The sequence below is a fragment of the Streptomyces sp. NPDC058664 genome, assembly GCF_042716635.1.
Lineage (GTDB): Bacteria > Actinomycetota > Actinomycetes > Streptomycetales > Streptomycetaceae > Streptomyces.
In genome coordinates this window covers 277185-298696 of sequence record NZ_JBHXRW010000002.1, presented here as the reverse complement: position 1 = coordinate 298696, position 21512 = coordinate 277185, and the positions used below count along the sequence as shown (strand labels likewise).

21 protein-coding genes are annotated in these 21512 nt (G+C 73.8%); 8 read left to right on the top strand and 13 right to left on the bottom strand.

The window, feature by feature from the left end; genetic code table 11:
* Nucleotides 1-24: 24 nt before the first annotated feature.
* The gene (locus ACFWUY_RS03040) at nt 25-1434 is read right to left on the bottom strand and encodes a hypothetical protein (protein WP_384101359.1); all 1410 of its coding nucleotides are present in this window, start codon (nt 1432-1434) and stop codon (nt 25-27) included.
* 219 nt (nt 1435-1653) lie between these two features.
* Here ACFWUY_RS03040 and ACFWUY_RS03035 point away from each other — a divergent pair, with 219 nt between their 5' ends.
* Nucleotides 1654-2637 (top strand): Gfo/Idh/MocA family protein, encoded by a 984-nt coding sequence (locus ACFWUY_RS03035; protein WP_384101357.1) that lies wholly within the window; start codon nt 1654-1656, stop codon nt 2635-2637.
* Here ACFWUY_RS03035 and ACFWUY_RS03030 read toward each other — a convergent pair.
* Together ACFWUY_RS03030 and ACFWUY_RS03025 are read right to left on the bottom strand one after the other, a co-directional pair.
* The gene (locus ACFWUY_RS03030) at nt 2559-3962 is read right to left on the bottom strand and encodes a PLP-dependent aminotransferase family protein (RefSeq protein WP_384101355.1); all 1404 of its coding nucleotides are present in this window, start codon (nt 3960-3962) and stop codon (nt 2559-2561) included. The two genes, ACFWUY_RS03035 and ACFWUY_RS03030, sit on opposite strands and share 79 nt — an antisense overlap.
* 35 nt (nt 3963-3997) lie before the next feature.
* Complete coding sequence (locus ACFWUY_RS03025; protein WP_384101354.1) at nt 3998-4357, bottom strand: arsenate reductase family protein; 360 nt, start codon at nt 4355-4357, stop codon at nt 3998-4000.
* Between the two features lie 150 nt (nt 4358-4507).
* Here ACFWUY_RS03025 and ACFWUY_RS03020 point away from each other — a divergent pair, with 150 nt between their 5' ends.
* Nucleotides 4508-4783, top strand: coding sequence for a hypothetical protein (locus ACFWUY_RS03020; protein WP_384101352.1), 276 nt, complete (start codon nt 4508-4510; stop codon nt 4781-4783).
* A gap of 75 nt (nt 4784-4858) precedes the next feature.
* Here the strand turns inward: ACFWUY_RS03020 and glnA are convergent, their stop codons facing one another.
* Nucleotides 4859-6283, bottom strand: a complete 1425-nt coding sequence (gene glnA / locus ACFWUY_RS03015) for a type I glutamate--ammonia ligase (RefSeq protein WP_384101350.1) — start codon at nt 6281-6283, stop codon at nt 4859-4861.
* 252 nt (nt 6284-6535) lie between these two features.
* On the opposite strand from glnA, the gene ACFWUY_RS03010 reads away from it, so the two are divergent.
* Nucleotides 6536-7003 (top strand): RDD family protein, encoded by a 468-nt coding sequence (locus ACFWUY_RS03010; RefSeq protein WP_384101348.1) that lies wholly within the window; start codon nt 6536-6538, stop codon nt 7001-7003.
* A gap of 128 nt (nt 7004-7131) precedes the next feature.
* On the opposite strand, the gene ACFWUY_RS03005 is transcribed toward ACFWUY_RS03010, so the two are convergent.
* The 4 genes from ACFWUY_RS03005 to lipB form a co-directional block, all read right to left on the bottom strand.
* A complete protein-coding gene (locus ACFWUY_RS03005; protein WP_030314289.1) occupies nt 7132-7836 on the bottom strand; it encodes a DUF4191 domain-containing protein in 705 nt (234 codons plus the stop codon).
* A gap of 10 nt (nt 7837-7846) precedes the next feature.
* Nucleotides 7847-8062, bottom strand: a complete 216-nt coding sequence (locus tag ACFWUY_RS03000) for a hypothetical protein (protein WP_384101344.1) — start codon at nt 8060-8062, stop codon at nt 7847-7849.
* 253 nt (nt 8063-8315) lie between these two features.
* Nucleotides 8316-9284 (bottom strand): lipoyl synthase, encoded by a 969-nt coding sequence (gene lipA / locus ACFWUY_RS02995; RefSeq protein ID WP_384101342.1) that lies wholly within the window; start codon nt 9282-9284, stop codon nt 8316-8318.
* Nucleotides 9285-9386: 102 nt separating this feature from the next.
* Entirely contained in the window at nt 9387-10196 is an 810-nt protein-coding gene (lipB, locus tag ACFWUY_RS02990) for a lipoyl(octanoyl) transferase LipB (protein ID WP_384101340.1), read from the bottom strand.
* A 288-nt stretch (nt 10197-10484) separates the two neighbouring features.
* On the opposite strand from lipB, the gene ACFWUY_RS02985 reads away from it, so the two are divergent.
* A complete protein-coding gene (locus tag ACFWUY_RS02985; protein ID WP_384101338.1) occupies nt 10485-11999 on the top strand; it encodes a regulator in 1515 nt (504 codons plus the stop codon).
* A gap of 697 nt (nt 12000-12696) precedes the next feature.
* Here the strand turns inward: ACFWUY_RS02985 and ACFWUY_RS02980 are convergent.
* Both ACFWUY_RS02980 and ACFWUY_RS02975 read right to left on the bottom strand, forming a co-directional pair.
* A complete protein-coding gene (locus tag ACFWUY_RS02980) occupies nt 12697-14070 on the bottom strand; it encodes an NAD(P)/FAD-dependent oxidoreductase (protein WP_384101336.1) in 1374 nt (457 codons plus the stop codon).
* Nucleotides 14071-14244: 174 nt separating this feature from the next.
* Entirely contained in the window at nt 14245-15156 is a 912-nt protein-coding gene (locus ACFWUY_RS02975) for a TIGR01777 family oxidoreductase (RefSeq protein ID WP_384101335.1), read from the bottom strand.
* Nucleotides 15157-15203: 47 nt separating this feature from the next.
* Between ACFWUY_RS02975 and ACFWUY_RS02970 the strand changes: the two genes are divergently transcribed.
* Complete coding sequence (locus ACFWUY_RS02970) at nt 15204-15704, top strand: GNAT family N-acetyltransferase (protein ID WP_384101333.1); 501 nt, start codon at nt 15204-15206, stop codon at nt 15702-15704.
* Nucleotides 15705-15786: 82 nt separating this feature from the next.
* Here ACFWUY_RS02970 and ACFWUY_RS02965 read toward each other — a convergent pair whose 3' ends face one another.
* A complete protein-coding gene (locus ACFWUY_RS02965; protein ID WP_384101410.1) occupies nt 15787-16509 on the bottom strand; it encodes a TetR/AcrR family transcriptional regulator in 723 nt (240 codons plus the stop codon).
* Nucleotides 16510-16588: 79 nt separating this feature from the next.
* On the opposite strand from ACFWUY_RS02965, the gene ACFWUY_RS02960 reads away from it, so the two are divergent.
* On the top strand, nt 16589-17383 hold the full coding sequence (locus ACFWUY_RS02960; RefSeq protein ID WP_384101331.1) for an SDR family NAD(P)-dependent oxidoreductase: 795 nt from the start codon (nt 16589-16591) through the stop codon (nt 17381-17383).
* Between the two features lie 24 nt (nt 17384-17407).
* Here ACFWUY_RS02960 and ACFWUY_RS02955 read toward each other — a convergent pair whose 3' ends face one another.
* Complete coding sequence (locus tag ACFWUY_RS02955) at nt 17408-17929, bottom strand: DUF4240 domain-containing protein (RefSeq protein ID WP_384101408.1); 522 nt, start codon at nt 17927-17929, stop codon at nt 17408-17410.
* 98 nt (nt 17930-18027) lie between these two features.
* Here ACFWUY_RS02955 and ACFWUY_RS02950 point away from each other — a divergent pair, with 98 nt between their 5' ends.
* The gene (locus ACFWUY_RS02950; RefSeq protein WP_384101328.1) at nt 18028-18948 is read left to right on the top strand and encodes an SDR family oxidoreductase; all 921 of its coding nucleotides are present in this window, start codon (nt 18028-18030) and stop codon (nt 18946-18948) included.
* 26 nt (nt 18949-18974) lie between these two features.
* On the opposite strand, the gene ACFWUY_RS02945 is transcribed toward ACFWUY_RS02950, so the two are convergent.
* Entirely contained in the window at nt 18975-19937 is a 963-nt protein-coding gene (locus ACFWUY_RS02945) for a helix-turn-helix transcriptional regulator (RefSeq protein WP_384101326.1), read from the bottom strand.
* Between the two features lie 73 nt (nt 19938-20010).
* On the opposite strand from ACFWUY_RS02945, the gene ACFWUY_RS02940 reads away from it, so the two are divergent.
* Complete coding sequence (locus ACFWUY_RS02940) at nt 20011-21459, top strand: protein kinase (RefSeq protein WP_384101324.1); 1449 nt, start codon at nt 20011-20013, stop codon at nt 21457-21459.
* Nucleotides 21460-21512: the final 53 nt, after the last annotated feature.

The following is a 21512-nucleotide window of genomic DNA, read 5'->3' as shown; positions in this document are numbered from 1 at the left end:
TCCCGGCCCCCTCTCCCGCCCGGGTCATGTCCCGGCCCCCTCTCCCGCCGTCTTCAGGAACAGCTCCACCCGCCGGTCCAGATAGGTCCTCAGCTCCGCGAAGCCCGTCCGTCCCTCGGCGAACTGCGCGATCTCCACGAGCGCCGGCAGGTCCTCCGCGTCCCGGACGCCGGCGACGGGCACGCTCGGGGCGAGCCGTCGCACGTCGAAGCCCTCCGCGTCGTATACGGGGTTGAGGTGCACCACGCTCGTCCGCCGGTCAGGATCGAGCCGCGACCGCCACACCCGCAGCACCTCTCCCGCGAGCCCCGGCGGGGCGTTGTCCCAGCCGTCCGAGACGACCACGAGCCGGTCGGGTCCGGTCTCCAGGGCGTCGAGGATCCGCAGGCCCAGCGGGGTCGGACCGTACGGCCGGACCAGCAGCGGATCGTCGCCGCCCGAGGTCCACAGCGGGGTGTACGCCCCCGGCGCCGCGAGGACCTCCAGGAGGTGGTGGCAGCCGAGGGCCACGGCCAGCGGGCGCCGCCGCTTCACCGCCGAGCCCGAGGAGGAGAAGCTGTCGTCGAGGACGGCCGCGACCCGCCCCCAGCTCCCGGCGTACGGGCCCGCCGCCCGCCGGGCCGCCGCACGCAGCGCGTCCGTCAGTTCGGTCCGCCGCTCCACGCGCGCGTGGAACGGCAGCGACAGGACGTACAGGGCGAGCCGGGTCAGCGGCATGACCGACAGGTCGGCGGCCCGCTCCGTCCGGAGCTGTTCGAGCCGGGTCATGCGGGGCGCGATCCGCTCCAGGAACACCGCGCGCGGCACCCCGTGCTTCGCGGCGAACCCCTCGGCGACCGTGAACGGCAGCTCGTAGAGCGCGCCCTGCTCGTAGCGGGCCCGGCGGAACGCGTCGAGCGTCGCGTTCTCGTACCGGACCCGGCGGCCCGGCGCGAAGAGGAAGTCCCCGGTCTCGGCATCGGGCAGCGGTCCGTGGACGTGCCGCAGGGCGGCCTTCAAGCCGCTCCGGTACTTCACCGCGTCCAGGGCCGGATCGGGGCGGGCCGCGAGCCACGCGCGCACGATCGCGCGCGTACGCCGGTTGTTGACCCCGGCGGAGCGCAGCGCGCGGAACAGCCGGTAGACCCGCTGCGGCGGAAGCAGCGCAAGCCGCGCGCCGATCAGCCGCCCTTCGGCCCGCTTCTCCTCGGGCCCGCCGGCCTCGTCGGCGGTGCGCAGCAGCTGCTCGACGATCAGGGCGGCGTTGTGGTGGTTGATGTCGAGCGCGAGGGCCGCGGCGTACACCGGACGGTAGTTGACCCGTACGTACTCGTGGACGAAGCGGAGCGAGAAGTGCTGCGCGGCGGCGGAGGAACGGAACTCGCGCTGACCGGTGGCGGTCACCGCGGCGTTGACGAAGAGGAGGACGTCCTCGGCGGCGACGAGCTCGGACAAGGCTCTCCCCTTCCCGTGGGCGCCGGCCGGGGAATGAGGGCACGAACAGCGAAGACGTTGCTTCAGAGGCAGGTTCCGGAAGTCGCACCGAAGTCCCGCGGCCGGCCCGGAAACGCTAACACCGGTCCTGGGGTGGGACGCCAGGGGATTTCGGGGCGGAGAAGGGGCGTCGGGGAAGGGGCGTCAAGGCGTGTCAGTGGCACCCGGCAGACTGGGGGCATGGCGAAGCACCTGGGCGCGAAGCCCCGTATCGGACTCCTCGGCACCGGCCCCTGGGCCGCGCGCACCCACGCGCCCGCGCTCGCCGGGCATCCCGGGATCGAGTTCGGCGGGGTGTGGGGCAGACGTCCCGAGGCGGCGGCCGCGCTCGCCGCCTCCTCGGGCACGCGCGCGTACGACGACGTGGACGCCCTCTTCGCGGCCAGCGACGCCGTCGCCCTCGCGCTGCCGCCGGACGTGCAGGCCCCGCTGGCGGTGCGGGCCGCGGAGGCCGGGTGCCACGTCCTCCTCGACAAGCCGGTCGCGACGACGGTCGCCGGGGCGCGGGAGGTGGCCGAGGCGGTCGAGGCCGCCGGGGTCGCCTCCGTGGTCTTCTGCACGCTGCGGTTCGCCGAGCCGACGGCCCGCTGGATCGAGGAGCAGGCGGTGACCGGCGGCTGGTTCCTGGGCGAGGCGCACTGGCTGGGCTCGCTCTACGGACCGGGTTCGAGCAGCGCGTACGCGGCCTCCCCGTGGCGGCGCGAGAAGGGCGGTCTCTGGGACGTGGGCCCGCACGTCCTCTCCGTCTACCTGCCGGTCCTCGGCGACGTCACCGCGATCACCGCGGTGCCCGGCCCGGGCGACACCCACCACCTGGTGCTGCGGCACACGTCGGGCGCGAGCAGCACCGCCACGCTCACCCTGAGCGCCCCGCCGGAGGCGGCGGAGGCGGCCCTCACGCTGCACGGCACCGGGGGCAGGGCCGAACTGCCCCGCTGGGGAGGGGCGGTGGACGCGTTCGGCGCGGCCGTGGACGCCCTCGTCACGGCGGCCCGCACGGGCGTACCGCACGCGTGCGACGCCCGCTTCGGCCTCCGTCTCACCGAGATCCTGACGACGGCGGAGACGGCGGCGGCCCGTCACGCTCAGGACGGTCTCTCGCTCAGCGCCTCGCTCAGCGCGTCGACCGCCGCCCCGTACAACCGCTCCGGCGGGGTGGCGTAGCCGACGACCAGGCCGTCCGGGCGGCCCGGCCCCCGGGCGTCGGGATGGCGGTAGGGGGCCAGGCCCTCCACGGCGACCCCGTGCCGGGCCGCCGCGGCCAGGGCCGCCCGCTCGGTGCCCGGCGGGAGCTCCACCACGGCGTGCAGCCCGGCGGCGATCCCCGTCACGCGTACTCCCGGCACCCGCGCGGCGAGCACGGACACCAGCCGGTCGCGGCGCCCCCGGTGCCGCTGGCGCATCCGCCGGACGTGCCGGTCGTACGCGCCGGAGGCGAGGAGGTCGGCGAGGGTGAGCTGTTCCGTCGCGGAGGCGTACGGCTCGCGCTCGCCCTTCGCCGCGACGACCCCGTCCACGAGCGCCGACGGCAGGCACATCCAGCCGATCCGGAGCGTGGGGGAGAGGCTCTTGCTGACGGACCCGACGAGGACCGTCCGTTCGGGGTCGAGGCCCTGGACGGCGCCGACCGGGCGCCGGTCGTAGCGGAACTCCCCGTCGTAGTCGTCCTCGACGACCAGGCCGCCGGAGGCCCGCGCCCACTCCAGGACACCGGCCCTGCGCTCGGGATGCAGCGGCCCGCCGGTGGGGAACTGGTGGGCGGGGGTGAGCAGCACGGCGCCCGCGTGCCGGGGGATCTCGGTGACCCGCGCCCCGTCGTCGTCGACGGTCACCGGCAGCGTGGTGACCCCGGCCTCGGCGAGGAGCCCGCGGTGGAAGGGCAGCCCGTACGCCTCGACCGCCCACGGGTCCGCCGCCCCGAGCACGCGCGCGAGCAGCCGCAGGGCGTGCGCGGCGCCCGAGCAGATCACGATCCGGTCCGGTGAGGTCCGCACGCCCCGTACCCGCGCGAGGTACTCGACGAGCGCGAGGCGCAGCTCGATCCGGCCGTGCGGGTCGCCGATCCCGAAGGCCTCGTGCGGCGCGGCCGTGAGGGCCCGCCGGGCCGCCGCCAGCCAGGCGGCGCGCGGGAACGCGCCGGGGTCGGGCCTGCCCTGGACGAGGTCGTACGGGAGCGGGGGCGGCCCCGCGGTCCGTACGGGCCCGGGGGCGGGCGCGGCGACCCGGTCGGCGACCCGGGTCCCGGAGCCCTGGCGGGAGGTGAGCCAGCCTTCGGCGACCAGCTCGGCGTACGCGTCGGCGACGGTGTTGCGGGCGATCCCGAGGTCGGCGGCGAGCGCCCGGTAGGGCGGCAGCCGGGTCCCGGGGGCGAGCCGCCCGCCGCGCACGGCTTCGCGCAGGGCCCCGATGAGCGCTGCCCTGCGCCCGCCGCCGGTGCCCAGCTCCAGGTGCAGATCGACCCCGAGCCCTTCGCCGCCCGCCCCGGTCACGCCGCCGCCCCCCTTCCCTCTCGCGTCCACCGGCGTCAGCGGGACAGGGCGTCCCGGACGGCCTCGTCCGTGCGGCCGACGACGGCGGTGCCGTCCTCGGCGGTGATGATGGGCCGCTGGATGAGCTTGGGGTGCCCGGCGAGCGCCTCGATCCACCGGTCGCGGTTCTCCGCGTCCCGGGGCCACTCCTTCACCCCGAGCTCCTTGGCGTCGGCCTCCTGGGTCCGGGTGATGTCCCACGGTTCGAGGCCGAGCCGGTCGAGCACCTGCCGGATCTCGTCGGGGGAGGGGACGTCCTCCAGATAGCGCCGCACGGTGTACTCGGCGCCCTCGGCGTCGAGGAGGGTGAGGGCGCTGCGGCACTTGGAACAGGCGGGATTGATCCAGATCTCCATGGGCGTCACGGTACCCCCCCGACCGCGCTCCACCACCCCCCTGAACCCGGTCTGGCCAGGGACGATTGTCAGTGGGGGCGACTAAAATGGGGGGTGAAGGTGAGGGTCCCGGGGAGGACCCCCGCCCCACCGTTCGCCAGGAGGTAGCCCATGGCTCTCGCCGTGATCCGGACGCCGTCCATCGAACCCTGGAAGCCCCTCCAGAGGAAGCCCCTGCCCGCGGGCCGCCCCCGCGAGTGGTACGTGACGCACAACCGGCGCCTGAAGGCCATGCGCCTCGCGATCGCCCTGCTCGACGCTGGCGTCTACGTGCCGTCGAAGGCGACGAACGCGACCATACGCACCACGGCCGAGCGCATCGGTATCCACCCGCCCTCGGACACCACCTGCCGCATGGTCCGCACGTTCATCCGCTACGGCCGCTGACCCGCGGGAAAACGGTGAGGGCCGCCGCCCCCGGACGTGTCCGGGAGCGGCGGCCCTCACGCGTGAGGCTCCGGCCTAGAGGTCGAAGTACAGCTCGAACTCGTGCGGGTGCGGGCGCAGCTGGATCGGGGCGATCTCGTGGGTGCGCTTGTAGTCGATCCACGTCTCGATCAGGTCGGAGGTGAAGACACCGCCGGCCTGGAGGTACTCGTTGTCGTTCTCCAGGGCGGAGAGGACGGCCTCCAGGTTGGTCGGGACCTGCGGGACGTTGGCGTGCTCCTCGGGAGCCAGCTCGTACAGGTCCTTGTCGATCGGCTCCATCGGCTCGATCTTGTTCTTGATGCCGTCGAGGCCCGCGAGGAGCAGCGCCGAGAAGGCGAGGTACGGGTTCGAGGACGGGTCCGGCGCGCGGAACTCGACGCGCTTGGCCTTCGGGTTCGAGCCGGTGATCGGGATGCGCATCGCGGCGGAGCGGTTGCGCTGCGAGTACACCATGTTGACCGGGGCCTCGAAGCCCGGGACCAGGCGGTGGTACGAGTTCACCGTCGGGTTGGTGAAGGCGAGCAGCGACGGGGCGTGCTTGAGGATGCCGCCGATGTAGTAGCGGGCGGTGTCCGAGAGGCCCGCGTAGCCCGTCTCGTCGTAGAACAGCGGCTCGCCGCCGGTCCACAGCGACTGGTGGACGTGCATGCCCGAGCCGTTGTCGCCGAAGATCGGCTTCGGCATGAAGGTCGCGGTCTTGCCGTTGCGCCAGGCGACGTTCTTCACGATGTACTTGAAGAGCATCAGGTCGTCGGCCGCGGCGAGCAGCGTGTTGAACTTGTAGTTGATCTCGGCCTGGCCGGCGGTGCCGACCTCGTGGTGCTGGCGCTCGACCTGGAGGCCGACGTTCTCCAGCTCCAGGGAGATCTCGGAGCGCAGGTCGGCGAAGTGGTCGACCGGCGGGGCCGGGAAGTAGCCGCCCTTGTAGCGGACCTTGTAGCCGCGGTTGTTCTCCTCCGCACCGGTGTTCCAGGCGCCGGCCTCGGAGTCGATGTGGTAGAAGCCCTGGTTCGCCGAGGTCTCGAAGCGGACCGAGTCGAAGACGTAGAACTCGGCCTCGGGGCCGAAGTACGCGGTGTCGGCGATGCCGGTGGAGGCGAGGTACGCCTCGGCCTTCTTCGCGATGTTCCGCGGGTCACGGCTGTACTGCTCGCCCGTGATCGGGTCGTGGATGAAGAAGTTGATGTTCAGCGTCTTGTCGCGGCGGAAGGGGTCCACGCGGGCCGTCGACAGGTCGGCGCGGAGCGCCATGTCGGACTCGTGGATCGCCTGGAAGCCGCGGATCGACGAGCCGTCGAAGGCGAGCTCCTCCGCCGGGTCGAAGGCCGACGCCGGGATCGTGAAGTGCTGCATCACGCCCGGAAGGTCGCAGAAGCGGACGTCGACCATCTTGACGTCGTTGTCCTTGATGAACTTCTGGACCTCGTCGGCGTTCTGGAACCCGTGCTTCTCGGACATCCCACTCCTCCTACTCCCGGCCCGGGGAGGGGCGGGGTTGCAGCTCGGTTGTGCGGCTGTGCGGCCAGTGCGGTGGCACACGCTGGACCCGACCATAGGCAGACGGGATTTCTCAAGCATGACCCATTTGTTTCGTCCAAGTTAACCGGGGCGGGTGCCGTTCCGGTGCTCGGCGTGATGCGACGCGCGGTTCGGCCGGTGTTCGCCTACCCGGGCCGAAGTGATCAAAAACGGGCGCAGTACCGTGGTCGGGTGGACAACAGGCAAGCACTCGGATCTTGGCTCTCCGGCCCCCGCGCGGCGGCCGAGGACGCAGGCGTCGACTTCGGCTACCGCGGTCAGCAGCTGGGGCTGCCCGAGGAGGGCCCCGGTTCGATCGCCCGTCCCGGCCGGCGCCTCGGCGCCCTGGCCGTCGACTGGGCCCTCTGCACCCTGATCGCATACGGCCTGATCACCGACGGCTACAACCAGGCGACGGGCAACTGGGCCCTCGTGATCCTCCTGGTCCTGAGCGTGCTGACGGTCGGCACCGTCGGCTCGACGCCCGGCAAGCGCCTCTTCGGCCTCGGGGTCGTCTCGGTGCACGGCGGCCGGCTCGGCCTGCCGCGGGTGGCGCTCCGCTCCCTGCTGGTCTGCCTGGCGATCCCGGCCCTCATCTGGGACCGCGACGGGCGCGGCCTCCACGACCGTCTCTCCGGCGCCGTCCAGGTCCGCCGCTGACCCGTACCGGCACGCGCGAGAACCGGCACGCGAGAGGGGCCCCGGACCGTTGTCACGGTCCGGGGCCCCTCTCGTCGTTCTCGTCACTTCAGCCCGCCCTCGTGCGAGCAGCCGATCGGTCGGGCGCGTCAGCGCATCTTTCCGCCCCGGGGCATCCGCATGCCCTTCGGCATCGGACCCTTCGGCAGCGGCATGTTGCTCATCAGGTCGCCCATCGCCCGCAGCCGGTCGTTGGCCGCCGTCACCTGCGGGCCGGTGAGCACCCGAGGCAGCTTGAGCATGGTCGTGCGGACCTTCTTCAGCGGCACCTGGCCCTCGCCGTCGCCGACGATGATGTCGGTCACCGGCACGTCCACCACGACGCGGTTCATCCGCTTCTTCTCGGCCGCGAGCAGAGGCTTCACCCGGTTCGGGTTGCCCTCCGCCACGAGCACGATGCCGGCCCGGCCGACCGCCCGGTGCACGACGTCCTGGCTGCGGTTCATCGCGACCGCGGGGGTCGTCGTCCAGCCGCGCCCGACGTTCTGCAGCACCGCCGCCGCCGCGCCCGGCTGGCCCTCCATCTGCCCGAAGGCCGCGCGCTCGGCGCGCCGCCCGAACACGATGGCCGCCGCCAGGAGCGCCAGGACGAAGCCCAGGATGCCCAGGTAGACCGGGTGTCCGATGAGGAAGCCGATCGCGAGGAGGACACCGAGTACGACGATGCCCACGCCTGCGACGACAAGTCCGACCTTGGGGTCGGCCTTCCGGGTCATCTTGTACGTGAGGGCGATCTGCTTGAGCCGCCCCTGGTTCGCAGCGTCAGCGCTGCCCGTGTTTGCCTTCCTCGCCATGTCCTGAAGTTTACGTGGCCCGGGAAGTACGGCCCGACGCGACCTCCATCACGTGCTGGGCCTCCACCCGGTCCTTGGCGCGGCGGCGGTCCTCCAGGACGGAGTTCCAGGCGTTGCGCCGGGCGGTGCGCTGCCCGGAGCCGAGGAGCAGTGCCTCCACGGCCTTCAGGGCGTCGGTGACGGACGGGATCGCGGTGACGCGGACGTGCGTCGATGCGGCCGGCATGGCGGGGTCCTCCCTCGATTACGGGTGAGACGAGGCGGGGGTGTGAGCGGGTGGTGGCGGCGAGTGAAACCACGCTCACAGATCGGTGTTACCAGGACGTGACCCGGTGGTCAAACACTGATGAAACGTCGGCGCGGCCAAGTGGACGGTCCGGGGGAAGCCGAAGCGGCCCGTACGTCCCCGCTGAGCTGCGGGAGCGTACGGGCCGCGCCGGATCCGGCCGCTACTGGCCGGTAACTGCTTGTGCTCGGATTCACACAGCCTGGGTGGCGTTGTCCACCGCGCCGCGCTTCTCGATCGCCTGCTGGAACAGACGGCCCGCGCGGTACGAGGAACGGACCAGCGGGCCCGACATCACGCCGGAGAAGCCGATCTCGTCGGCCTCCTCCTTCAGCTCCACGAACTCCTGCGGCTTCACCCAGCGCTCGACGGGGTGGTGTCGCACCGAGGGGCGCAGGTACTGCGTGATCGTGATCAGCTCGCAGCCCGCGTCGTGCAGCTGCCGGAGCGCCTCGCTGATCTCCTCGCGGGTCTCGCCCATGCCGAGGATCAGGTTCGACTTCGTGACCAGACCGTAGTCCCGCGCCCGGGTGATGACGTCGAGGGAGCGCTCGTAACGGAAACCGGGGCGGATCCGCTTGAAGATCCGCGGCACCGTCTCCACGTTGTGCGCGAAGACCTCGGGGCGGGAGGCGAAGACCTCCGCCAGGAGCTCCGGCACCGCGTTGAAGTCGGGCGCGAGCAGCTCGACCTTGGTGCGGCCCTCGGCGCGCTCCGCCGTCTGCTGGTGGATCTGGCGCACGGTCTCCGCGTACAGCCAGGCGCCGCCGTCCTCCAGGTCGTCGCGCGCGACGCCCGTGATGGTGGCGTAGTTCAGGTCCATCGTGACGACCGACTCGCCGACGCGGCGGGGCTCGTCCCGGTCGAGGGCCTCGGGCTTGCCCGTGTCGATCTGGCAGAAGTCACAGCGTCGGGTGCACTGGTCACCGCCGATGAGGAAGGTCGCCTCGCGGTCCTCCCAGCACTCGAAGATGTTGGGACAGCCCGCCTCCTGGCAGACCGTGTGCAGCCCCTCGCTCTTCACGAGACTCTGCATCTTCGTGTACTCGGGCCCCATCTTCGCCCGGGTCTTGATCCACTCGGGCTTGCGCTCGATGGGGGTCTGGGCGTTCCGGACCTCCAGGCGCAGCATCTTGCGTCCGTCGGGTGCGACTGCGGACACATCGGCTCCTGTAGCTTCGATTCTTCGGCGCCCCCCAGGGTACGCCGTTGCTTTCCATGCCTTACTACGTCTGGCCAACCTCTGGCCAGCGCCCTGCATTCCTCAGGCCGGGGCCGTCTCCACCGGACGCTCGATCTCGCGCGGTTTCAGGTCCGCCTGTTCGAGCACCTCCCGCAGGTGGCGCTCCACCACGGGCAGCACGTCCGCGATCGAGACGTCCCGGCCCAGCTCGTTGGCGAGCGAGGTCACGCCCGCGTCGCGGATGCCGCACGGGATGATCCGGTCGAACCACGCGTTGTCCGGGTTCACGTTGAGCGCGAAGCCGTGCATCGTGACGCCCTTGGCGACCCGGATGCCGATGGCGGCGAGCTTGCGGTCCTCGCGGCGCTGGCCGGCGTTGGACGGGGCGTACTCGGGGCCGTTCAGGCGCGGGTCGAACTCCTCGTCGTTCAGCCGCGGGTCGAAGTCGAGCGAGAGCCCGCCGAGCGCGGGGCGCTGCTCCACCGGGTCGCCGAGGACCCAGACCCCGCTGCGGCCCTCGACCCGGCTGGTCTCCACGCCGAACTCGGCGGCCGTGCGGATCAGCGCGTCCTCCAGGCGGCGGACGTGCGCGACGACGTCCACCGGGCGGGGCAGCTTCATGATCGGGTAGCCCACCAGCTGGCCGGGGCCGTGCCAGGTGATCTTGCCGCCGCGGTCGACGTCCACCACCGGCGTCCCGTCGAGCGGCCGCTCGTTCTCCGCCGTGCGCCGGCCGGCCGTGTAGACCGGCGGGTGCTCGAGGAGCAGACAGGTGTCGTCGATCTCGTCCGCGAACCGCGCGGCGTGCACCTCGCGCTGCTTGTCCCAGGCCACCTGGTAGTCGACGGCTTCCTCGCCGAAACCAAGGCGGACGAATCGCAGCTCACTCACGGCCATGCCTCCTCCTGGTGCCGGATGCGGGGAACCGGGGATCATCCCGGGCCGGCTCGGCACCGATGCGTCATTCGCGCCCATGCCACTGTACGGCGGTGCGGGGGACACCCCTCCGGCAGGTGGACGGGGCCACCTACGTCAGCGACACCCTCAATCCTCACACGATCGGATGAATGTGGGGCGAAGGTGGCGGTAGGGGCCGTGAAGACCGCTAAATTCACGCCGTTCCATGAGGGTCCGACGGGGCTGCCGCCCGGACCCGGAAGGCAGGAGACCGCACAGCTGATGACGGAACGACCACCGCAGCGCATCCCGAACCGCCAGCTCGCCGCGCTCATCGCCGAAGCCGGGTTCTCCCACGCCGGGCTCGCGAGACGGGTGGACCAGCTCGGTCTGGAACACGGTCTCGACCTGCGGTACGACAAGACCTCCGTGACCCGCTGGCTCCGCGGCCAGCAGCCGCGCGGCACGACACCCGCCCTCATCGCCGAGGTCTTCACCCGCCGTCTCGGCCGCCGCCTCTCCGCCCAGGACCTCGGCCTCGACGCCTGCGCGCCCGTCTACGCGGGCCTGGAGTTCGCCGCGACCCCCGAAGAGGCGGTCGACATCGTCAGCGGGCTGTGGCGCAAGGACTCCGGCAGCCACGCCGAACTCCGCAAGATCGCCTTCACTCCGGCGGGCCTGGTCGTCCCCAGCCGCGACTGGCTGATCGGGCGCGCCGACGACCGCGTGGCACGCGGGGACCAGCCGCCCGGCCCCCGCGTCCCCGCCCCGCCCGCGCCGATGACCGCCGAGGCCCGCCTCCCGCACGACCCGCGCCTCCCGCACGACCCCCGGGTCCCGCCGCAGGGCCGCTTCTCCGTGCCCCGGCAGCGCGGTACGGACCGGGGACCCGGCCAGCGGGTCTCCAGCGGGGACGTCGCCGCCCTCCGCTCGGTCGGCGAACTCTTCCGCACCCTCGACCACGCCTACGGCGGCGGCCACGCCCGCCAGGCCCTCGTCCGCTACCTGGAGCACGAGGCCGAGCCGATGCTGCGCGGCACCTACGGGGAGTCCGTCGGCCGCCGTCTCTTCGCCGCCGCCGCCGACCTCACCCGGCTCGCCGGCTGGACCTCGTACGACATCGCCGCCCACGGCCTCGCCCAGCGCTATTTCGTCCAGGCGCTGCGCCTCGCCCAGGCCGCCGGTGACCGGGCCTACGGCTCGTACGTGCTCCTCACCATGAGCTGCCAGGCCGTCTACCTCGGCCACGGGCGCGAGGCCGTACAGCTCGCCCGGGTCGCCCAGCAGGGTGTCGGGCCCGCCGCGCCGCCCGTCGTCCAGGCGATGCTGCACGCGATCGAGGCGCGCGGGCACGCGGTCCTCGGCGAGGCGCGGGTGTGCAGTGCCTCGCTCGTACGGGCCGAGCGGGCCCTCGAAGCGGCCCGGCCCGGCGACGAGGTGCCGTACTGGGCCCGGATGTTCGACGAGGCCCAGCTCGCCGACGAGCTCGGGCACTGCCACCGCGACCTCCAGCAGTACCGCCCGGCCGCCCAGCACGCCGAACGCGCCCTCCAGCTCCGCCCCCCCGGCTTCGCCCGCAGCCGCCTCTTCTGCCGGGTCGTCCTGGCCACCTCCCGGCTCGCCCTCGGCGAACTCGACCAGGCCTGCGCGCTCGGCGCGGAGGCCGCGCAGCAGGCCTCGGAGATGCGGTCGGCGCGGGCGGTGGAGTACGTACGCGACTTCGAACGACGCCTGGAGCCGTACCGCGACGCGGCGGCGGCCCGCACGTACCGCGACCGAGTAGCCGCCATCGGCTGACCACGAACCTGCAGCCCCCGGGGCCCGACGTATCCGGGCCGCCGCCCCTGCCCCCTGTCGGACCGACACCACCGGGCCGATGCCGGGGCACCCACCCGGGCCGGCCGCCACCTCCCGTGTGGGCCGGCTGCCCCTGTGTGGGTCGGCCGCCCCGTGTGGGCGTTCACCCCGCTGGACCGGGCGCCCACCCGCCTAGGACGGCCGCCCCCCGTGTGGGCATTCACTCCGCTGGGCCGGGCCCCACCACCCCCCGTGTGGGCATTCGTCCCGCTGGGGCGGGACGGGTGGGCACACGGGACGGCGCCCTCGGCGGCGCCTGCGCCCCTTGTGCCTGGACCCGCACCACTTGTGCGGTGCACCCGGGGTGCGGGGCCAGGTCGCACTGACTGTGCGGCGCGCACCGGGTGCGGGTTCGGGCGCGGAAGCCTGGGCCCGGCAGGGGGCGCCGTCCGTTGTGCCCACCCTCCCCCAAGCTCTCGGCTTCGCTCGAGCAGGGGGGACCCCCATCGCCCCTGGCGGACGATTGCCCCCAACGGAGTGGGCAGTGGGCGGAGCCCGGTCCGGTGGCGGGTCGTAACCGGTCTGACGGCGGTCGCAGCCGGCCCGGTGGCGGGCCGTAACGGTGGGGCGGGGGTCGCGGCCCGCCCGGCGGCGGCCCCGGCCCGCCGCCGAACCGGGCCGCCGCCGGTCGGGGCCGTCAGGCCGCTTCCTCGGGGGCCTCCTCCGTGGGTGCGTGGACGCCCAGGTCACGGAGGAGCGCGCGGGCCGCGCGGTCGCCCGAGGAGAGCGCGCCCTGGAGGCCGCTCGTGGCCCGGTGGTCGCCGCAGACGTAGAGCCCGGAGAGCAGCCGGACCGAGCGGCGGGCGTCGTGCGGCGGCGTCATCGCCGGGTAGGCGTCCGGGGTGTGGTGCTGGGCGAGCAGCTCCCACTCGTCGGTCGACGTGCCGTACAGCGTGGCGAGGTGCTTGCGGACCCGCCGCTCGGTGTCGTCGGGCGGCGTCCCGAGCACCGTCGAGGTGATCAGGGTCCGGCCCCGGGGCGCCCGGCGCGGGTCGACCGCGCTCATCACGGCGGTGTGCGCGACGGGCCCGCCCGGGTCGGACTCCAGGAGCAGCGCCGGCTCCCCGGTGGGTGCCACGGGCGCCGTGTGGTGGAGCACCGTCACGGAGTGGAAGTCGGGCGTCCGCAGGCCGGGCAGCAGCGCGGCCGCCGTCCGCGCCCCCGTGGCGAGGACCACCGAACGGCAGCGGAACACCCCGTGCTCGTCCGTCGTGACCCGCGCGATCGACGCCTCCGTGACGCGTACGCCGGTACGGACCGTGCCCGGCGGCAGCGCGGCGGCGAGCCGCTCCGGAAGCGCCGCCGAACCGCCCTCGGGGACAGCCGCCCTGCCCCGGGCGAAGGCGCGCAGCGCGAGGTCCGCGCGGCGGCTCGACGTGCCGAGGTCCGGGTCGCCGAGGAGCGCCGCGAGGAGCGGCCGCAGCACCCCCTGGACGGTCCTGGCGGGCAGCCTGGCGGTGAGGGCCTCGCGCGCGGTCCGCTCGGGGCGGGCGAGGATCCGTTGCGTCGGGGTGGCGGCGAGCCGGACGAGGGAGGCGCCGAGCCGCGCCTGGTCGAGCGAGGCGGCCGGATGCCGGGGGGCGCTCGCCAGGGCGCGCGCCACGCTGAACGCTCCCCCCACGCTCCGGTTGCTCGCCCCCCGGGGCGCTCCGGCGGCCCGGCGCGGACGCGGGACGCCCCACCGCGCGTACCGCCCGTCGCTGTGCACGAGCACCCCCGGGGCGAACGGGCGCAGCACCAGGCCGTCGAGCCCGGGGGTGGCCCGCAGTTCCTCGTAGGACAGGGTGAGCAGCGGCCCGACCCGGTCGAGCAGGAAGCCGTCGACGGCCTCGGTCCCCATCCGCCCCCCGATCCGGGGTTCGGCCTCCAGGACGGCGACGGAGAGCCCCGCGCCGGTCAGCCGGTGGGCGGCCGCGAGCCCCGCGACCCCGGCTCCCACGATGACGACGTCGACGGCCTTCGCGGCGTCCGTTCGCTGTGCGGTTCCTGCGCTGTCTGCGCTGCTGAGCACGTGCCCCTCCCCAGGTCGGCGCGGCCGGTGGGAGGCCTATGCCCCCAACAGGCCTCCGGAATGCCCGAGTTCGCGGTTCGTGTCGAGCCTAGGCAGCGCCCCCGCGGGTGCCAGCAGCGCGCGCGGGGGTGCGTGCGGCACGAGGGAGCGCAGGAGGGCGGCGGAACGCCGTGCTCAGTGGGCCGCCGCCCTGATCGAGTCGTCGATCGTCGGGAACGCGAAGTCGAAGCCGGTCTCCGACAGGCGCCCCGGCAGCACCCGCTGACTGCCCAGCACGTCCTGCGCGAAGTCCCCGAGCACCACCCGCAGGGCGGGCGCCGGAACGGTGAACAGGGTCGGCCGGCGCAGGACCCGGCCCATCGCCGCCGTCACCTCGCGGTTGGTGACCGGGTCGGGCGCCGTCAGGTTCACCGGGCCCGAGAGCGACGGGGTGTCGATCAGGTGGCGCAGGGCGGCCACCTCGTCGTGGAGGGAGATGAACGACCAGTACTGGCGGCCGTCGCCCATCCGTCCGCCGAGCCCGGCGCGGAACAGGGGGAAGAGCCGTCCCCACGCGCCGCCCTCGCGTGCCACCACCAGGCCGGTGCGGGCGTAGGTGACCCGGATGCCGGCCTCCTCGGCGGGGGCCGCCGCCGCCTCCCACTCCACGCAGACCGAGGGCAGGAAGCCCGTGCCGGCGGGGGCGCTCTCGTCGACCGCGCGGCTGCCGGTGTCCCCGTACCAGCCGAGTGCCGTACCGCAGACCAGGCTCTCGGGCGGGTCCGCGAGCGAGGCGAGGGCCTGGGAGATCGCCGTCGTGCCGAGTACCCGGCTGTCCCGGATCTCCCGCTTGTACGCCTCGTTCCAGCGGCGCTCGCCGACGCCGGCACCGGCCAGGTGCACGACGGAGTCGACGCCGACGAGCCCGGCGGCGTCCACGTACAGCCGTCTCGGGTCCCACTCGACCTCGTCGGCGGTGCGGGCGGGCCGGCGGACGAGCCGGAGGACGTCATGGCCGTCGGCGCGCAGGGAGCGGACGAGGGCCGAACCGATGAGCCCGGAGGCGCCGGTGACGGCGACACGCTTGCGGGTGGCGGAACGCTGCATGGGGCCATCCTGCCCTCCTCCGCCCGGCACGTGACACAGTGACCGCCATGAAGGAGCCGGAGACACGGACACGCGGGGCCGAAGCCGGGGACGAGGACGCCCTCGCCGCGCTCGACCGGGCCGCCTGGTCGCCCCTGCACGCGGTGCTGCCCGCGCCCGTCCCGCCGTACGAGCCCTTCTTCGACGCCCGCCACCGGCCCGAGGACCACCTGGTCGCGGTGCGCGGGGGCGCCGTCGTCGGCTACGTCCGGGTGGTGCCGCCGACCCCGCTCGCGGCCAACGCCCACGTCCGCCAGATCCAGGGCCTCGTCGTCGCCGGGCCCGCCCGGGGGCGGGGCGTGGCGCGGGCGCTGCTGAGGGCCGCGGCGGACAAGGCCCGCGCGGACGGCGCCCTCCGGATCACCCTCCGGGTCCTCGGCCACAACGCCCCCGCACGGGCGCTCTACGCCTCCGAGGGCTTCGCGGTGGAGGGCGTCCTGCCGGGCGAGTTCCTGCTCGACGGCGCATACGTGGACGACGTGCTCATGGGCCGGTCGCTCACGGGCTGAGGCGGGTACGCGGACGACGCCTTCACGGACCGCTCGCTCACCGGCCGCTCGTTCACGGACCGGTCGCTCACCGGCCGGTCGTTCACGGGCCGACGCCCGGGTCCGTAGCGCCGTCGGCCGGTCCCAACAGGCGCATTCCGCCCATCAGTTCCCGCAGGCACCGGACCGCGAGCTCCGCCGGTGCGCCCGCGCCGCGCACCGGTGCCTCCGTCTCCGCCCAGCTCTCCAGGGCGATCCGGATGGCGTCCGTGGCCGCCGCCGCCGCGAGCCGTACCTCCAGCGGGTCGGCGTCCGGTCCGGCGAGCCCGGCGACGACCTCCCGCAGCCGTTCCTCGGACTCCTGGTTGACCCGGTACCAGACGGCCCGCAGGGCGGGGTCCTCGGCGGCCGCGCGCAGCAGCCCCCGGGTCCAGCGCAGCCCCTCGGCGGCCGTCTCGTCCGCCGGGGTCAGCGACGCGGCGATCGAGCGTTCCAGGGCCTCGGGCAGGGCGGCGCCCGGCCGCGTCGCGGCCAGGTTCTCCCGCCAGCGGTCGGCGCCGCCCGCGAGGAGCGGGGCCACGGCGTCCTGCTTGGAGCGGAAGTACCGGTAGAAGGTGCGCAGCGCGACCCCGGCGCGCAGGGCGATGTCCTCGGCCGTGGTGCCGTCGGGGCCGTGCTCGGTGAAGAGTTCGGCGGCGGCGCGCGCGATGTCCAGCTGGGTGGCGGCCTTGCGGCGTTCCGTCAGCGTCCGGGTGGGGGGCGTGGCGCCCTCGGGCTTGGTGCTCACCGTACGAAGCGTACGCCCGCGACCGCCGAACGTGCACAACACGCAACTATGGCAAAACGTGCCACTTGGGCGTACGGTGGCAGCATTCCACACCGCTTGACAACGAAAGGTTGACGCCATGAACCAGCTGACCCGTTACGAAGGACGCCGCGCCCTCATCACCGGCGGCGGCTCCGGCATCGGCCAGGCCACCGTCCTCCGCGTGCTCGCCGAGGGCGGCCGGGTCGTCGCCGCCGACATCAGCGAGGACGGCCTCAAGGACACCGCGGCCAAGGCGGGCGACGCCGCCGACCGCCTCACCACCGTCGTCGTGGACGTCGCCGACGAGGTCTCCGTACGCGCCGGTGTCGCCGCCGCCGTCGAGGCGCTCGGCGGCCTGGACGTCCTGGTCAACGCGGCCGGAGTGCTGCGCTCCTCACACACGCACGAGACGAGCCTGGACTCCTTCGAGCAGGTGATACGGATCAACCTCACCGGCACGTTCCTCGTGATCCGCGAGGCGATCCCCGCCCTCCTGGAGGGCAACGGCTCCGCCGTCGTGAACTTCTCCTCCACCTCCGCGATGTTCGCCCACCCCTACATGGCGGCCTACGCGGCCAGCAAGGGCGGCATCCAGTCCATGACCCACGCCCTCGCCGCCGAGTACGCCAAGCAGGGCATCCGCTTCACCGCCGTCCAGCCCGGCTCCATCTCCTCCGGCATGACCGACGGCAGCGGCGCCAGCCGCCAGAGCGTCGGCCCCGGCCTGCCCGAGGACACCGACTGGTCCCTCTTCGCGAAGCTTGCCCCCGCCCTCGGCCAGGGCTTCGCGGGACCCGAGACCGTCGCGGGCGTCGTCGCCATGCTGGCGAGCGAGGACGGCGCGTTCATCACCGGCACCGAGATCCGCGTCGACGGCGGCACGCACTTCTGACGAGCGGCTTCGCGGCCCTGCGCCCTACCCGGCTCCGAAGCGGGCCCAGAGCCGGGGGAAGCGGGCCGCGAGCGCCTCGTCGTCCGACAGGTCGAAGGGCGTGCCGAGCGGCTCCCCACCCGGCATCGGAATGCCCAGATCGGGGGTCTCGGCGCCGGTCAGCCGCTCGTACGCCTCGTCCGCCGCGAAACCGATCTCCTCACCGTCCCCGTCGATCTCCACGTCGAAGTCGCCGAGCAGCTCCGCCAGCGCGTCCGGATCGTGCACCGCGCCCTCGTAGACCTCCCGGCCCTGACCGATGAGCCAGCAGCGGAACGAGTCGAAGGTCTCGTCCCCCGCCCCGTCGAACAGCACGGCCGCCGCGCCCCACAGGTCCCAGAGGTACGCGCGGTTGTAGCGGGCCTCGAAGTGGCGCGCGTAGTCGAGTACGGAGTCGGGGTCCAGCCGGGTCAGCCGTTCCACGAGCAGATCGGCCTGTTCCTCGGGGTCGCCCTCGGCTTCCTCGCGGGTGGAGTCGATGATCTGCCAGAACTCGGTCTCGTCCATCACGGGACCAGCATCGTGGTTCGGGGGGTGCGACGCACCCGGAAAGCCCGAAATGAAACCGGACAGAAGGTGTCGTGTTTTCCTGCCAGTCTGGTCGCATGACGACTGAGACGAAGCCGCTGCACGGACGGATCTGCCTGGTCGCGGGCGCCACCCGGGGAGCCGGGCGGGCCATCGCCGTCCAGCTGGGGGCCGCCGGAGCCACCGTGTACGTCACCGGCCGCACCACCCGCGAGAAGATCAGCGAGGTCGGCCGGGCGACCGAGACCATCGAGGAGACCGCCGAACTGGTGACGGCCGCCGGCGGCGAGGGCGTCGCCGTCCCCACCGACCATCTGGAGGTCGAGCAGGTCCGGGCCCTCGTCGACCGGATCGACCGGGAGCGGGGGCGGCTCGACGTCCTCGTCAACGACGTGTGGGGCGGCGAGCACCTCCTCGTCTTCGGGAAGAAGACCTGGGAGAACGACCTCACCGGCGGCCTCAGGATGCTCGAACTCGGCGTGCGGACGCACGTCATCACCTCGCACACGGCGTTGCCGCTCCTCGTCCGCCACCGGGGCGGCCTGGTCGTCGAGGTCACCGACGGCACCACCGCGTACAACGGCACCCGGTTCCGCGAGAACCTCTTCTACGACCTCGCCAAGAACGCCCCCCTCCGCATGGCCTTCGGCCTCGGGAAGGAACTGGAGGAGCACGGCGGCACGGCGGTCGCCCTCACCCCGGGCTGGCTCAGGTCCGAGCAGATGCTCGCCGGGTTCGGCGTCACCGAGGAGAACTGGCGCGACGCCGTCGAGAAGATCCCCGACTTCGCGGTCGCCGAGTCACCGGTGTACGTGGGCCGGGCCGTCGCAGCCCTCGCCGCCGACCCCGACCGGCACCGCTGGAACGGACGGTCGCTCTCCAGCGGCCAGCTGGCGAAGGAGTACGGCTTCACCGACGCGGACGGCTCGCAGCCGGACGCCTGGGGCTTCATCGTCGCGGGGGAGACGGGGAAACCGGACGTGAACGACTACCGCTAGGCGCGGTTCACGGGTACGGCCCGGCGTCACGCGTACAACCCCGCCATCGCGCGGGCCGCCTCCCCGAACCGGGCACGCAAGGAGGCCGGGGCGAGTACCTCGGCCTCCGCTCCCAGGGCGAGCAGCTGGGCGAAGGCGACCTCCTCGCTCTCCACCGCGAGCGTCGCCGTCACCCGGCCCTCCGCGTCCCGCGTCCCCGCCGCCAGGGCCTCCTCTGCGGCCGCGCGGTCCGTCACGTGCGGCAGTCGGCCGGCCCCCGCCTCCGAGAGCCGTACGACCACCTCCGCGCGCAGGATCGACCGGGCGAACTCCGCCGCGCGCTCGGCCCAGAAGGCCGGCAGGTCGAAGGCCTCGTCCCGGACGAACCGCTCCTCGGTGAGGGCGACGGCCGTGAAGCGATCCACCCGGTAGGTACGGAACGCCGTACCGGAACGCGCGCACAGGTACCAGACGCCCGCCTTCAGGACGAGCCCGTACGGGGCGAGCTCCCGCTCCACCTCACGGTCACCGCGCCGATAGTGGGCGGCGATCATCCGGTCGTCCCAGACGGCCTCCGCGATCGGCGCCAGCATCTCCGGCGTCTCCGGCTCCTGGTACCAGCCCGGCGCGTCGAGCAGGAAGCGCTGCGCCACCGAGTCCGGGGCGTCCCGCAGCGACGGCAGCAGCGCGGCCGACACCTTGAGCCGGGCCGCCGACGCCGCGTCCGCCAGGCCCATGTCCCGCAGCGCGCCCGGCAGCCCGGAGAGGAACAGCGCCTCGGCCTCGCCGCGCGCGAGACCCGTCAGACGCGTGCGGTACCCGCCGACGAGCCGGTACCCCCCGGTCCTGCCCCGGTCCGCGTACACCGGAACCCCCGCCTCGGAGAGGGCGAGGGCGTCACGGGTGATGGTCCGTTCCGACACCTCCAGCTCCTCGGCCAGTTCGGCGGCCGTCATCGACGGACGGGACTGGAGCAGCAGGACCATCTTGATGAGGCGGGCGGCACGCATGCGTCCCAGACTGCCACCCATACTGGGGACTTGGGGTCACGGACTCCTGAGGGGACCACCGGGGAGGGGCACGATGCGGGGGACGGTGCTGGACGGACGGTACGAGCTGGAGACCCGGCTCGGCCGCGGCGGGATGGGGCAGGTGTGGAGCGCCCTCGACCGCCGCATGCAGCGGAGCGTGGCGGTCAAGCTCGTCACCGCGCTGCCGGAGATGGGCGAGGAGGAGACCTTCCTGCGCTTCCGCCGCGAGATCCGCTCGGCGGCGAGCCTGCCCGGCCGGTACACGGTCACGGCACACGACTGCGGATCAGCCGTGCTCGACGGCGAACGCGCGCTGTACATGGTGATGGAGCTGCTGACCGGCCGCACCCTCACCCGCACCGTCCTCGACCGGCGCCCCCACTGGCACGTCGCCGTCGCCTGGGCACGGCAGCTCGCCACCGCCCTCGAAGCGGCCCACTCCCGCCGGATCGTCCACCGGGACATCAAGCCCGACAACGTGATGTTCGCGGAGGACGGCGACCTCAGGATCCTCGACTTCGGCATCGCCAAGTTCCTCGGGGACACGCTCAGGGTCGGCGGGCTCACCGGCACCGGCGTCGCCATCGGCACGCTGCTCTACATGTCACCGGAACAGGCCCTCGGCGAGCGGACCGTCGACCACCGCACCGACCTGTACTCCCTGGGCTGCGTGCTCTACTTCGCCCTCACGGGCCGCGCGCCCTTCGCCTCCGACAACATGCTCGGCCTGATCAACCAGAAGCTGCACGGCACGGAAGTCCCGCCGCACCACCACGATCCCGTGATCCCGGCGGAGCTGAGCGCGCTCGTCATGGAGCTGCTGGCCCGCGAGCCGGCCGACCGGCCGGAGTCGGCGGCGGCCGTCCTCGCCCGGCTCCGCGCGCTGACGGAACCCGTCGCCGCCGCTCCGACGCCTCCCGTCCCCGCCGGCATCGACGTGGACGACGAGCGCGCCCGCATCCTCGCCGCCGCCCGGAGGGACGTGCAGGCCAGGCGCGAGGAGGCGGACGCCCTCTTCGAGGAGACGCGCGCCAAGGCCGCGCAGGCCGCCGCGGACTTCGAGACCAACCTGGCGAAGCGCCGCGAGCAGTCGGAGCGGGACCTGGCCTCGCGTCAGGCGAAGGCCGAGAAGCGCCTCGCGGAGATCGAGCACCGCGCCGAGCAGCTCCGCCTGGAGGCCGAAAGGCTGCGGACGGACGCCGAACGCCGGGCCCGGGCCGTCGTGGACGAGGCGCACGCGGAGGCCGCCGCGCTCCTGGACGAGGCCCGTGACGGGGTCGCGGAAACGATGACCGGGATCGCGGGCCTCCGCTCCGCGATAGGCGCGATCCTGGCGGACAGCAAGTACCAGCCGCTCGGCACTCTGGCCGAACAGCGCGCGAGCACCCTCCGGGAGCTCGAAGCCATGCACCGTGCCCTGTCCGCCGCGCCGGAACCGGCCTCCCGCGCACGCTCCGGCGCCCGGCCCGCGCCCGGGACCCCCGGCTTCGCCCAGGCCTGAACGGGCGGGCCCGGTGACGCCGAAGGGCCGGGCCGTACCGACAGGTACGCCCC

Coding starts and splice junctions, on each gene's coding strand:
- ACFWUY_RS03005 (WP_030314289.1), bottom strand. CDS start 7,836: ATGGCGAGGAAGGCAAACACGGGCAGCGCTGACGCTGCGAACCAGGGG.
- ACFWUY_RS02975 (WP_384101335.1), bottom strand. CDS start 15,156: ATGCAGCGTTCCGCCACCCGCAAGCGTGTCGCCGTCACCGGCGCCTCC.
- ACFWUY_RS02970 (WP_384101333.1), top strand. CDS start 15,204: ATGAAGGAGCCGGAGACACGGACACGCGGGGCCGAAGCCGGGGACGAG.
- ACFWUY_RS03025 (WP_384101354.1), bottom strand. CDS start 4,357: ATGGAGATCTGGATCAATCCCGCCTGTTCCAAGTGCCGCAGCGCCCTC.
- ACFWUY_RS03020 (WP_384101352.1), top strand. CDS start 4,508: ATGGCTCTCGCCGTGATCCGGACGCCGTCCATCGAACCCTGGAAGCCC.
- ACFWUY_RS03000 (WP_384101344.1), bottom strand. CDS start 8,062: ATGCCGGCCGCATCGACGCACGTCCGCGTCACCGCGATCCCGTCCGTC.
- ACFWUY_RS03035 (WP_384101357.1), top strand. CDS start 1,654: ATGGCGAAGCACCTGGGCGCGAAGCCCCGTATCGGACTCCTCGGCACC.
- ACFWUY_RS02960 (WP_384101331.1), top strand. CDS start 16,589: ATGAACCAGCTGACCCGTTACGAAGGACGCCGCGCCCTCATCACCGGC.
- ACFWUY_RS02985 (WP_384101338.1), top strand. CDS start 10,485: ATGACGGAACGACCACCGCAGCGCATCCCGAACCGCCAGCTCGCCGCG.
- ACFWUY_RS02950 (WP_384101328.1), top strand. CDS start 18,028: ATGACGACTGAGACGAAGCCGCTGCACGGACGGATCTGCCTGGTCGCG.
- ACFWUY_RS02945 (WP_384101326.1), bottom strand. CDS start 19,937: ATGCGTGCCGCCCGCCTCATCAAGATGGTCCTGCTGCTCCAGTCCCGT.
- ACFWUY_RS02955 (WP_384101408.1), bottom strand. CDS start 17,929: ATGGACGAGACCGAGTTCTGGCAGATCATCGACTCCACCCGCGAGGAA.
- glnA (WP_384101350.1), bottom strand. CDS start 6,283: ATGTCCGAGAAGCACGGGTTCCAGAACGCCGACGAGGTCCAGAAGTTC.
- ACFWUY_RS02940 (WP_384101324.1), top strand. CDS start 20,011: ATGCGGGGGACGGTGCTGGACGGACGGTACGAGCTGGAGACCCGGCTC.